The organism is Sinomonas atrocyanea (assembly GCF_030811715.1).
GTDB lineage: Bacteria > Actinomycetota > Actinomycetes > Actinomycetales > Micrococcaceae > Sinomonas > Sinomonas atrocyanea_A.
On sequence record NZ_JAUSRH010000009.1, the window covers coordinates 53,033 to 64,465 of the forward strand.

Annotated in this window: 10 protein-coding genes; 7 read left to right on the forward strand and 3 right to left on the reverse strand. The window is 71.0% G+C overall.

What is annotated here, in order from left to right; translation table 11 throughout:
- The first annotated feature begins 6 nt into the window (after window positions 1-6).
- The 5 genes from iolD (at window position 7) to J2W21_RS13950 (ending at window position 6,464) form a co-directional block, all read left to right on the forward strand.
- Window positions 7-1,959, forward strand: a complete 1,953-nt coding sequence (gene iolD / locus J2W21_RS13930) for a 3D-(3,5/4)-trihydroxycyclohexane-1,2-dione acylhydrolase (decyclizing) (protein WP_307115209.1) — start codon at window positions 7-9, stop codon at window positions 1,957-1,959.
- A 39-nt stretch (window positions 1,960-1,998) separates the two neighbouring features.
- Window positions 1,999-3,498: a CoA-acylating methylmalonate-semialdehyde dehydrogenase gene (locus tag J2W21_RS13935; RefSeq protein WP_307115107.1), complete on the forward strand. Its 1,500-nt coding sequence runs from the start codon at window positions 1,999-2,001 to the stop codon at window positions 3,496-3,498.
- A 23-nt stretch (window positions 3,499-3,521) separates the two neighbouring features.
- Window positions 3,522-4,442 (forward strand): sugar phosphate isomerase/epimerase family protein, encoded by a 921-nt coding sequence (locus tag J2W21_RS13940; protein ID WP_307115108.1) that lies wholly within the window; start codon window positions 3,522-3,524, stop codon window positions 4,440-4,442.
- Between the two features lie 18 nt (window positions 4,443-4,460).
- A complete protein-coding gene (locus J2W21_RS13945) occupies window positions 4,461-5,474 on the forward strand; it encodes a Gfo/Idh/MocA family protein (protein WP_307115109.1) in 1,014 nt (337 codons plus the stop codon).
- A gap of 126 nt (window positions 5,475-5,600) precedes the next feature.
- Entirely contained in the window at window positions 5,601-6,464 is an 864-nt protein-coding gene (locus J2W21_RS13950; RefSeq protein ID WP_307115110.1) for a hypothetical protein, read from the forward strand.
- An 11-nt stretch (window positions 6,465-6,475) separates the two neighbouring features.
- On the opposite strand, the gene iolB is transcribed toward J2W21_RS13950, so the two are convergent.
- Together iolB and J2W21_RS13960 are read right to left on the reverse strand one after the other, a co-directional pair.
- Window positions 6,476-7,381, reverse strand: coding sequence for a 5-deoxy-glucuronate isomerase (gene iolB, locus J2W21_RS13955; protein WP_307115111.1), 906 nt, complete (start codon window positions 7,379-7,381; stop codon window positions 6,476-6,478).
- 50 nt (window positions 7,382-7,431) lie between these two features.
- On the reverse strand, window positions 7,432-8,172 hold the full coding sequence (locus J2W21_RS13960; protein WP_307115112.1) for a GntR family transcriptional regulator: 741 nt from the start codon (window positions 8,170-8,172) through the stop codon (window positions 7,432-7,434).
- Window positions 8,173-8,471: 299 nt separating this feature from the next.
- On the opposite strand from J2W21_RS13960, the gene J2W21_RS13965 reads away from it, so the two are divergent.
- Both J2W21_RS13965 and J2W21_RS13970 read left to right on the forward strand, forming a co-directional pair.
- Window positions 8,472-9,065, forward strand: a complete 594-nt coding sequence (locus J2W21_RS13965; protein ID WP_307115113.1) for an HhH-GPD-type base excision DNA repair protein — start codon at window positions 8,472-8,474, stop codon at window positions 9,063-9,065.
- Window positions 9,066-9,441: 376 nt separating this feature from the next.
- Window positions 9,442-9,936, forward strand: coding sequence for an FBP domain-containing protein (locus tag J2W21_RS13970; protein ID WP_307115114.1), 495 nt, complete (start codon window positions 9,442-9,444; stop codon window positions 9,934-9,936).
- A 50-nt stretch (window positions 9,937-9,986) separates the two neighbouring features.
- Here J2W21_RS13970 and J2W21_RS13975 read toward each other — a convergent pair whose 3' ends face one another.
- Entirely contained in the window at window positions 9,987-11,426 is a 1,440-nt protein-coding gene (locus J2W21_RS13975; protein ID WP_307115115.1) for an amino acid permease, read from the reverse strand.
- Between the last annotated feature and the right edge of the window lie 7 nt (window positions 11,427-11,433).

Consider the following 11,433-nt stretch of genomic DNA (forward strand, 5'->3'; position numbering starts at 1 on the left):
CGCAGGATGACCGTCGCGCAGGCGGTCGTGGAGTTCCTCGGCCGCCAGTACACCGTCGACTCGGTGGGCGGCGCGGGCGGCGGGGCGTACCGGGAGCGGCTCGTTCCCGGCATGTTCGGCATCTTCGGCCACGGCAACGTCGCCGGCGTGGGCCAGGCCCTCAAGCAGTGGCAGGTCGCCGACCCGGCCCTCATGCCGTACTACCAGGGCCGCAACGAGCAGGCCCAGGTCCACCAGGCGGTCGGCTACGCCCGCCACACGCGCCGCCGGCAGACGTTCGCCATCTCGACCTCGATCGGCCCGGGCTCGTCGAACATGCTCACGGGCGCGGCGCTGGCCACGGCCAACCGCCTCCCGGCCCTGCTCCTTCCCTCGGACACGTTCGCGACCCGCGCCGCGGACCCGGTCCTGCAGCAGCTCGAGCAGCCGCACGGCCACGACATCACGGTCAACGACGCGTTCCGGCCGCTCTCGAAGTACTTCGACCGGGTCAATCGGCCCGAGCAGCTCTTCTCCGCGCTCCTGCATGGCCTGCGCGTGCTGACCGACCCGGCCGAGACGGGCGCAGTGACGATTTCCCTGCCGCAGGACGTCCAGGCCGAGGTCTTCGGCGTGCCCGAGGAGTTCCTCGCCGAGCGCGAGTGGCGCATCCGCCGCCCCGAGCCCGAGGCCGAGGACATCGCCGAGGCCGCCCGCCGCATCCGCGCCGCCGAGCGCCCCGTCATCATCGCCGGCGGCGGCGTGCTCTACGCGTTCGCCACGGACCAGCTGCGCGCGTTCGCCGAGGCCACCGGCATCCCCGTCGGCTGGACCCAGGCCGGCGTCGGCTCCCTCGCCTGGGACCACCCGCAGGCCCTCGGCGCCGTCGGCTCCACCGGCACGACGGCGGCGAACGCCCTCGTGCGGGACGCCGACCTCGTGATCGGCATCGGCACCCGCTACGAGGACTTCACGACCGCCTCCCGCACCGCGTTCCAGCACCCCGGCGTGCAGTTCGTGAACATCAACGTCGCCGCGATCGACGCCTACAAGCACGGCTCCTCGCTGCCGATCGTCGCAGACGCGCGCAAGGCCCTCGCCGCGCTCACGACGGCGCTGGGCGGCTACCGCGTCGGGGCGGAGCTCGAGCGCGTGGTCGCCGACGAGAAGGCCCGCTGGGACGACACGGTGGACGCCGCGTTCGCCGAGGGCCACCAGCCGCTCGTGTCCCAGAACGCGATCATCGGCGCGGTCAACCGCGCGATGGACCCGCGGGACGTCCTCGTCTGCGCAGCGGGTTCCCTGCCGGGCGACCTGCACAAGATGTGGCGGATCCGCGACCCGTTCGGCTACCACGTCGAGTACGCCTTCTCCTGCATGGGCTACGAGATTCCCGGCGGGCTCGGCGTCAAGCGTGCCGCCCTCGACGCCGCGGCCCGCCCCAGTGCAGGAGGCCGCGAGGAGAACAGGGACGTCGTCGTCATGGTCGGGGACGGGTCCTACCTGATGATGCACACCGAGCTCGTCACCGCCGTCGCCGAGGGCATCAAGCTCATCGCGGTGCTCATCCAGAACCACGGCTACGCCTCGATCGGCGCCCTGTCCGAGCAGCTCGGCTCCCAGCGCTTCGGCACCAGGTACCGCACCCTGGACCCGGAGCACCACACCTTCGACGACGGCGAGAAGCTCCCGATCGACCTCGCGGCCAATGCCGAGAGCCTCGGCGTGACCGTCTACCGGATCGAGCCCGGCCCGAACGCGATCGCCGACCTCGAGGCCGCGATCGGCAAGGCCAAGGCCACACCCGAGGGCACCGGCCCGATCGTGATCCACATCGAGTCCGACCCGCTCATCGACGCCCCGAGCTCCGAGTCCTGGTGGGACGTGCCCGTCTCCGGCGCCTCCGAGCTCGAGTCCACCCAGGCCGCCTTCGCCACCTACACCGACCACAAGTCCCGCCAGCGACCGCTCATCGGCTGACCCCGCCACCCGCTCACGTCACATCAGGAGTACACCGTCATGACTGTCAAGACCATTCCGCACTTCCTCAACGGCGAGGAGACCAACGGCGTCGGCGAGCGGACGCAGCCGGTCTACAACCCGGCCACCGGCGAGCAGACGGGCGAGCTGCGCCTGGCCGACGCGGCAGACCTCGAGACCGCCGTCGCCCACGCCCGCAAGGCCGCCGAGACCTGGGGCGACATCTCCCTGGCCAAGCGCACCGCCATCCTGTTCAGGTTCCGCGAGCTCGTCGCCGCCCACGTGGACGACCTGGCTCGCCTCGTCACCGCCGAGCACGGCAAGGTCCTCTCCGACGCCAAGGGCGAGATCGGCCGCGGCCTGGAGGTCATCGAGTTCGCCTGCGGCATCCCGCAGCTGCTCAAGGGCGCCTACTCCGACCAGGCCTCCACCGGCATCGATGTCTTCTCCTACCGCCAGCCCGTCGGCGTGGTCGCCGGTATCACGCCGTTCAACTTCCCCGTCATGGTCCCGCTGTGGATGGCCCCGGTCGCGATCGCCACCGGCAACACGTTCATCCTCAAGCCGAGCGAGCGCGACCCCTCCGCCTCGCTCCTTCTCGCGCGGCTCTGGACCGAGGCGGGGCTGCCAGACGGCGTCTTCCAGGTCCTCCACGGCGGCAAGGAGACCGTGGACGGGCTCCTGACCCACCCCGACGTCGACGCGGTCTCCTTCGTCGGCTCGACCCCGATCGCCAAGTACGTCCACGAGACCGCCACCGCCCACGGCAAGCGCGTCCAAGCCCTCGGCGGGGCGAAGAACCACGCGATCATCCTCCCCGACGCGGACATGGACAACGCCGCGGACCACCTCGCCGCCGCCGCGTTCGGCTCCGCCGGCGAGCGGTGCATGGCGATCTCCGTGGCCGTGGCGGTCGGCGACGCGGCCGACGCGCTCGTGGGGAAGGTCAAGGACCGGGCCGAGGCCGTCAGGGTCGCCGAGGGCACCGAGCCGGACGCCGAGATGGGCCCGATCATCACCGCCGCCTCCAAGGACCGGATGAAGTCCATCGTCACCGCCGCGGCCGACGCCGGCGCGCAGCTCGTCGTCGACGGGCGGGAGTTCACGGTGGCCGGCAAAGAGGGCGGGAACTGGTTCGGCCCCACCGTCATCGACCAGGTCGGCACCGACATGGACGCCTACACCGAAGAGATCTTCGGCCCCGTCCTCTCCGTGGTCCGGGTCGAGACCGTCGAGGAGGCGATCGAGCTGGTCAACGCCAACCCGTATGGCAACGGCACCGCGATCTTCACCTCCTCCGGCTCCAACGCCCGCAAGTTCCACCGCGGTGTCCACGTGGGCATGATCGGCGTCAACGTCCCGATCCCCGTCCCCGTGGCCTACCACTCGTTCGGCGGCTGGAAGAACTCCCTCTTCGGCGACAAGCACATCTACGGCGAGGAGGGCGTGGCCTTCTACACGCGCGCCAAGGTCATCACCCAGCGCTGGCCCGAGCCCACCCACGCCTCCGGCGCCTCCTACAACTTCCCCTCCAACTGAGCGCAGCCGCACGGAGCACACCCATGACTGAGAACAAGCTCACCATCGGCACCGCCCCCGACTCCTGGGGCGTCTGGTTCGCCGACGACCCGAAGCAGACCCCGTGGGAGCGCTTCCTCGACGAGGTGGCCGAGGCCGGCTACCGCTGGATCGAGCTCGGCCCGTACGGCTACCTCCCCACCGACCCGTCCCGGCTCGCGGACGAGCTCAAGGCCCGCGAGCTGCAGGTTTCCGCTGGGACGGTCTTCACGGCGTTCCACCGCGGAGGGCGGCCAGGGGACGCAGCATTCGAGGAGGCATGGGCGCCGGCCCGCCAGGTCGCCGAGCTCACGGCCGCGATGGGCGGCGAGCACATCGTCGTCATCCCGGCCATGTGGCGCGACGACGTCACCGGAGAGGCGGTCGAGAACGAGGTCCTCGCCCCCGAGCAGTGGGATTCCCTGTTCAAGGGCCACGACGAGCTGGGCCGCCGCCTCGCCGAGCAGTTCGGCCTCAAGCAGCAGTTCCACTCGCACGCGGACTCCCACGTCCAGGGCCAGGCGGACATCGAGCGGCTGCTCGAGAACACCGACCCCGAGCTGCTCACCCTGTGCCTCGACACGGGCCACGCCGAGTACGGCGGCGCGAGCAGCATCGACCTCATCCGCAGGTACCCCGAGCGCATCGGCTACCTGCACCTGAAGCAGATCGACCCGGACGTCCTCGCGAGGGTCCGGGCCGAGAACATGACGTGGGCCGCCGCCAACACTGCCGGCGTCATGGCCGAGCCGCCGTCGGGCCTGCCCGACCTGCGCGAGGTCATCGAGGCGGTCGAGGCGCTCGAGCGCCCGATCTTCGGCATCGTCGAGCAGGACATGTACCCCGTCGCATTCGACGTCCCGCTCCCGATCGCCAAGCGCACCCGCAACTACCTCCTCTCGTGCGGCTCCCGCACGCGCGTCTGACGAAGAAAGGCACATCCCATGGCTGAGAACCTGCGTGTCGCCGTCATCGGCGCCGGCCGCATGGGCGCTGACCACATCCAGCGCCTGCACACGCGCATCCACGGCGCCGACGTGGTCGCCGTCGTCGACATCGACCTCGAGCGGGCCAAGGCCGCGATCGCAGACATCCCCGGCGCCCGCGCCTTCGCCACCGCGGCCGAGGCGTACAGCTCGGGCGAGGTGGACGCCGTCCTCATCGCCACCCCCGGGTTCCTCCACGAGCAGGCGCTCCTCGAGGCGCTCAAGCGGGACATCCCCATCCTGTGCGAGAAGCCGCTCACCCCGAACGCCACCTCCGCCTGGAAGATCGTCGAGGCCGAGCAGAAGCTGGGCCGCCAGCGCATCCAGGTGGGCTTCATGCGCCGCTTCGACACGGAGTACGCCCAGCTCTGCGGCCTCGTCCGCTCGGGCGATCTCGGCGAACTGCTCATGCTCCACTGCCGGCACCGCAACCCCGACACCCCGCCGGGCTTCACCAACGAGATGCTCATCAACGACTCGGTCGTCCATGAGTTCGACGTCATCCGCTACCTCACCGGCGAGGAGATCACCTCCGTCCAGGTGCGCCTCGGCAAGGCGACCTCGAAGGCGCCCGCGGGCCAGCACGACCCGCAGCACGTCCTCCTCGAGACCTCATCCGGCGTCCTGGCCGACGTCGAGATCTACGTCAACGCCCAGTTCGGCTACCAGGTGGCCACCGAGGCGGCGTTCGAGGACGGGATCGTGGACATCGGCGGCGACTTCGGCCCCTACGTCCGGCGGTCCGGCCGGTGGGGCGGCGAGGTCACTCCGGGCTTCATCGAGCGGTTCGGGGCGGCCTACGACGTCGAGGTCCAGGCGTGGGTCGACGCCGCCCTCGGAGGCGGGGTCGGCGGTCCCTCAGCGTGGGACGGCTACGCCACCGCGGCCTGCTGCGAGGCGGGAGTCGAGGCGCAGAAGAGCGGCGAGCGGGTCGCCGTCGTGCTCAACGAGAAGCCGGAGCTGTACCGGTGAAGCTCGCCCTCGACCCCACCCCGTTCCACGCGACGAGCCGGTCCGCCTCCATGGTTTGGGGCAGGCCGGTGGTCGGGTAACGGCGCTGTGACGAAGCGCAACGAGCGGAGGACGACCATGAACGGCATGAAGAAGAAGGCTCTGGGCACGGGGCTCGTGGGGGTCGCAGCGCTGGCACTGGCTGCCTGCACGGGGGGCGGCGGTACGTCCGCGAGTCCGAGCGCGAGCCCGAGCGCCTCGGCGAGCCCGAGCGCCAAGGTCTACAGCGAATCGGACCTCCAGAACCTGGTCTCCGGGCTGAAGGACTCCGACGGGAACGACCTCAAGCCCTACTCCAAGGACCAGGTCAACGCGGGCAAGGATCTCGGGAAGGTGCTGCTCAGCACGGCCACCGTGGACCCGAGCGACTGCAAGTCCATCGCGACCGCCGGCCTGGTCAACAGCGTGGACAACGGCTCCGTGGCGGTGGCCATCTCGGACAGCCAGAAGCCGCGGACGGTGTCGGCGCAGTCCGGCTCTGACGGCCCCGACGCGCAGCAGGTCCTGAAGGATATCGAGGGCAAGATGGGCACCTGCGCCAAGTTCACGGTGTCCGCCCTCGGGCAGAAGGTCACGGTCGCGAGCAAGCAGCTCCAGGCCAGCACCGACGCCGCCGAGACCTTCGGCACGGTCAGCACCCGCGGCGACAACAGCTCGGACATGCTCATGCAGGTCTCCGGCGCCCAGGGCAGGCTCCTCGTCGTCGCGACCAAGAGCGGCGGCAACCTCGGCGACACCGACCAGCACGAGCTCGAGGGGCTCGTGAACGACGTGCTCCACAAGGCCACCGGGTCCTCGACCACCAGCCCGTCCTCGGGAATGACGAGCCCGTCGTCGACCTCCGGCGCCACCGAGTCCGGCAGCCCCAGCTCCTCCAGCTCGCCGAGCAGCTCGGAGACCTCGGGCATGTCGTCGAGCCCGTCGTCGAGCGCGAGCCCGTCTGCCTCGTAGCCGGCCGCTGCCTAGGACGTGAACGGCAGGCGCGGGTCCACCTGCTGGCTCTCCCACGTCGAACGAACCCAGCCGTGGTGCGGGTCGTCGCTGATGAGCCAGTGGCGGACGCGGCCCGGGCCTGCCATCACGTTGAGGTAGTACAGGTCATACCCGGGCGCGGCCATGGCGGGCCCGTGCCAGCCGTAGGGGACGAGGACGACGTCGCCTGTGCGGACCTCTGCCTGCACGTCGATGGGGCGCTCGTCCGAGGCGTAGATGCGGGCGTAGCCCACGGGGTCCTCGCCCGCCCCCTCCGTGCCGGCGGTGGGGGAGCCGGGTGCGAGGCGCGTCTCGAAGTAGTAGATCTCCTCGAGCGAGGTCTCGCCCTCCTTCTCCTCATCGTGCTTGTGCGGAGGGTAGGAGGACCAGTTGCCGGCGGGGGTGATGACCTCGCACACGATGAAGCGGTCTGCCTCGAGGGCCGCCGGGGTGCCGAAGTTGTGGACCTGGCGCGAGCAGTTCCCCGCTCCGCGCAGCTCCACGGGAGTCTCCTCGGCGCGGACGAGTCTGGTGGGGTAGTCCGCGTTGGCGGGTGCGAGGGCGACGGCGACCCTGCCGCCCTCGGTCGACGCGATGGTGACGTCCTTCCCGATCCCCGTGTAGAGCACGTCGCTCGGGCCCGCGAAGACCGAGGCGCGGCCGCGCAGGAGGTGGGTGTCGCCGTCGACCGTCACCTCGAAGGAGCCCGAGAGCGGGACGACGATCCGTTCCTCGGCCGCGGCGTCGAGGGCCACCGAGGATCCGTGTGCGAGCTCGGCGACCTTGAGGCCCGTGTGCTCCCAGCCGTCCACGGCTGCGGCGGAGTCGTGGGCGCCGAGCGAGACCTGCCAGTCGCCGTCCTTCGCCGAACCGAGGGGATAGACCCACTGCGCCATCTGGTTCCTTTCGGGTTGGGTGCTGATCCGGGGGTGCCCTGAGTGCAGGCCTACCGCTGGACGAGCGTCATCTCGAAGCTGTAGGAGTCGGCGCGGTAGACGTGCCGGCCGGTCTCGACGCTGCGGCCCGTGTCGTCGACCGCGGTGCGCTCCATGGTGACGAGCGCGGAGCCGGGCGCCACCTCGAGCAGGCCGGCCTGGTACTCGTCCGCGACGGCGGCACCGATGCGCTGATTGGCGAGGCGGAAGTTCACGCCCCCGTCCCGCAGGATCTGGTACATGCCCTGCTCGCGCAGGCCCCCCTCGGTCAGCTCCGCGACGTCGTCGCGGACCCAGTTCTCCATGAGCGCGAGGGGCTTGCCCTCGACCGAGCGCAGGCGCGTGAAGTGGTACACGCCGACGCCGGCGGGCAGCTGCAACGTCTCCGCGACCTCGGCGTCCGCGGGACCGTGGCTGAACGTGAGCACGCGCGTGCTCGGACGCTTGCCGCCGCGGGCCAGATCGTCGAACAGGCTCGAGAGCTCGAGGTGGCGGCGCACCTGGCTGGCCACGACCTGGGTGCCCACGCCCCGCTTGCGCACGAGGAGGCCTGCGCGGACGAGCTCGTCCATGGCCTTGCGCATCGTGGGGCGGGAGAGGTTGAGCCGGGCGGCGAGCTCGATCTCGTTCTCGAGCTTGGAGCCCGGCTCGAGCTGGCCGCCGCGGATCATGGCCTCGATGCCCTGGACCACTTGGTGGTACAGCGGGACGGGGGAGGACCTGTCGATCGGAATGTTGAGGGTGGCTGCCATGGCCCCTCCTTGGGTCCGGCGGGGCGCGGGCCCGAGCCGAATGTTTGGTTGATAGGACAAAACCTCATTTGCGATCGTAGCAGCGGGCACCGGACCGGGACAGGGCCCCCATGGACGGCCGGAGTGTGGACTCGCCTATTTGACAAGACAACGGCTGAGGCCCCTGGTCGGGCCCGAGGGATCGTCCCGCCGGGCAGATCGACACAACTCGCGGCAGAAAGCGGCCCCGAGACGGCCGATCGCGGCCCGAGTTGTTTCGATATGCCCGGCCGAAGGGCGCCCGGTGGGAGACTGGCGCCATGACCCTGCGCATCACCGGCGACGACGCCGCCGACCGCCTGCTCACCGAGGATCCGCTCGCCCTGCTCATCGGCATGCTCCTGGACCAGCAGGTCCCGATGGAGACCGCCTTCGCCGGGCCGCTGAAGATCGCCGAGCGGGCCGGCACCCTCGACGCCGCCGCGCTGGCCCACACGAACCCGGACGAGTTCGCAGCGCTGTTCAAGGAGACCCCCGCGGTGCACCGCTTCCCGGGCTCGATGGCGGCCCGGGTGCAGGCGCTGTGCGCGGCCGTCGAGCAGGAGTGGGGCGGCGACGCCGCGGCCCTGTGGACCGAGGGTGCCCCAGATGGCTCCGAGGTGCTCAGGCGCCTGAAGAAGCTCCCCGGGTTCGGGGAGCAGAAGGCCAAGATCTTCCTCGCGCTCCTGGGCAAGCAGTATGGCTACGCCGGCGCTGGCTGGCGCGAGGCCTCCGCCCCCTACGGCGAGGAGGGCTGCCACCGCAGCGTGGCGGACATCGTCTCCCCGGAGTCACTCACCAGGGTGCGAGAGTTCAAGCGCGAGCAGAAGGCCGCCGCGAGGGCCCACAAGGCGGCGAAGGGCCCGGCCTCGTAGGGGCGGCGGAGCGCTCGGCTGGACGTGGGCGCCGGAGATCTGCGAGGATCGGCCCAGCCGGATTGTCCGGCCCATCATCACGCCCTCGGCAGTGCGCCGGGGCATCCAGGACGCGCCGGCAGGCGCCACGAGGGGGAGCAGACGTGATCGCTGCAGTGAGCGGGGTGGCCGTTCCGGCCTGCTGCGCACCCCTGCGCCCGTCTGCCCCCGCCGCCTGAACCAGGCTTCCCGAACCCTGGGCCCCGGCATGCCCGCGCCGCCGCGCCGGACGCCGCGCCGGGGCCTCCGCAGGCACCGCGGACGGCAGACACCGCCCTTGCCATGCCCCGCTCAGACGAGCGCGGGCCCGAAGCGATGCCGCAAAGCGAGCCCTGCCATGCAGAAGACCACCCTGAACCAGATCCGTTCCTCCTTCATCAACGCCAGCCGGTCCGAGGCCGCCCGGCTCAGCCCGCCGAAGGACTTCGACGACCTCGACTGGGACGCCCTCGACGTCCTGGGCTGGCGCGACCCGAAGATGCCCCTGCGCGGCTACCTCGTGGTGCCGCAGGCCGACGGGCGGATCGTCTCCGCCCTGCTCCGCGCGCCCGAGGGCGGCGCCCGGAAGAACCGCGCCGTGCTGTGCGAGCTGTGCCGCTCGGTGGACGCCACGAACGATGTCCTCCTGTGGGTCGCCCGCCGTGCCGGGGCATCGGGCCGCAACGGCAACACCGTCGGCACCCTCATCTGCGCCGACTTCGAGTGCAGCGCCAACGTGCGCGTCGAGCCGCCGGCGGACCCCATCAACCCCGATCCGTCGCTCGTCGTGGCGAAGCGGATCGAGGGCCTGGGTGCGCGCGCCGGGCTGTTCGTGGAGAAGGTACGCGGCTAGGGGAGGCGGCCTGCGCACGACGCCGGCCACCCGGCGTCGTGCGCGGAGCCTCACCGCTCGCTGGAGGCGCCCGCCTGGGCGTGGCGCGGGCTGTCCGGGTTGAGCAGCGAGTGCCGGCGGGAGTAGCCGAAGTAGATCGCGAGACCGATCACGAGCCACACGGCGAACCGGACCCACGTCTCCCACGGCAGGGAGATGATCAGCCAGAGGGAGAACAGGACCCCGATCGCGGGGATCACCGGCATGAGCGGCGTGCGGAAGGACCGGGGGATCTCGGGGCTGCGGTAGCGCAGCACGATCACGGCCAGGCACACCACCACGAACGCGGAGAGGATGCCGATGTTAGTCAGCTCGGCGACCGTGTTGATCGGCAGGATGCCGGCCAGGATGGCCGAGCCGACTCCGACGATCCACGTGACCCGGGTGGGGACGTGCCGCTTCGGGTCGGTCCGGGCGAACCACTTGGGCAGCAGCCCGTCGCGGCTCATCGAGAACCACACGCGCGTCACGCCGAGCATGAAGGTGAGCATCACCGTCAGGATCGAGACGATCGCGCCGACGGCGATCACGTCCGCCACCCCGGGGAGCCCCACCGCGGCGAACGCGCTCGCGAAGCCGGACTTCGGGTCGATCTGCGTGTAGTTCTGCATCCCGGTGAGGACGAGGGTCGCCAGGACGTACAGGACCATGGCGATCACGAGCGAGTAGATGATGGCCTTGGGCATGTGCCGGGTGGCGTCGCGGGACTCCTCGGCGGCGGTGCTCATGGCGTCGTAGCCGAAGACGGCGAAGAACACTGTGGCTGCCCCGGTCATCACCCCGCCGAAGCCGAAGGGGAAGTACGGGTGGTAGTTGGCGCTGTTGATGTGGAACACGCCCAGGACCACAATGACCACGACGAGCAGCACCTTCAGGGCCACGATCAGCAGCTCGAACCGGCCGGTGCTCTGGATCCCGCGGGTGAGGATCCAGGCCGTGAGCAGGCACAGGATGATCGCGAAGACGTCCACCACGTGCCCGGGGCCCGTGCCGGGCGCACCGAGCATCCACGCGGGCAGGTCGACGCCGAGCTGGCCCACGAGGAACCCGAAGTACCCGGAGATGCCGATGGCGACCACGGCGACGATGGCCGTGTACTCGAGCAGCAGGTCCCAGCCGATGAACCAGCCCACCACCTCGCCGAGGGCCGCGTACCCGTAGGTGTAGGCCGAGCCGGCCTTGGGGATCATGCCCGCGAACTCGGCGTAGGAGAGGGCCGCGGCCGCGCTCGCGACCCCGGCGACGAGGAAGGAGATGAGCACGGCCGGCCCCGCGGTCTGGTGGGCGACGGCGCCGGCGAGCGAGAAGATGCCCGCGCCGATGATCCCGCCGACGCCGATCGCAGTGAGCTGCCAGAGCCCGAGGGTCCGGGACAGGTGCCCGATGCCTGGCTCGTCCTCGATCTCACCGATTGGCTTGCGCCGGAGTATGGACTGTCGTGAGCCTGACATCGCGGCC

Coding starts and splice junctions, on each gene's coding strand:
- J2W21_RS13950 (WP_307115110.1), top strand. CDS start 5,601: ATGAAGAAGAAGGCTCTGGGCACGGGGCTCGTGGGGGTCGCAGCGCTG.
- J2W21_RS13970 (WP_307115114.1), top strand. CDS start 9,442: ATGCAGAAGACCACCCTGAACCAGATCCGTTCCTCCTTCATCAACGCC.
- J2W21_RS13935 (WP_307115107.1), top strand. CDS start 1,999: ATGACTGTCAAGACCATTCCGCACTTCCTCAACGGCGAGGAGACCAAC.
- J2W21_RS13960 (WP_307115112.1), bottom strand. CDS start 8,172: ATGGCAGCCACCCTCAACATTCCGATCGACAGGTCCTCCCCCGTCCCG.
- iolD (WP_307115209.1), top strand. CDS start 7: ATGACCGTCGCGCAGGCGGTCGTGGAGTTCCTCGGCCGCCAGTACACC.
- J2W21_RS13945 (WP_307115109.1), top strand. CDS start 4,461: ATGGCTGAGAACCTGCGTGTCGCCGTCATCGGCGCCGGCCGCATGGGC.
- J2W21_RS13975 (WP_307115115.1), bottom strand. CDS start 11,426: ATGTCAGGCTCACGACAGTCCATACTCCGGCGCAAGCCAATCGGTGAG.
- J2W21_RS13965 (WP_307115113.1), top strand. CDS start 8,472: ATGACCCTGCGCATCACCGGCGACGACGCCGCCGACCGCCTGCTCACC.
- iolB (WP_307115111.1), bottom strand. CDS start 7,381: ATGGCGCAGTGGGTCTATCCCCTCGGTTCGGCGAAGGACGGCGACTGG.
- J2W21_RS13940 (WP_307115108.1), top strand. CDS start 3,522: ATGACTGAGAACAAGCTCACCATCGGCACCGCCCCCGACTCCTGGGGC.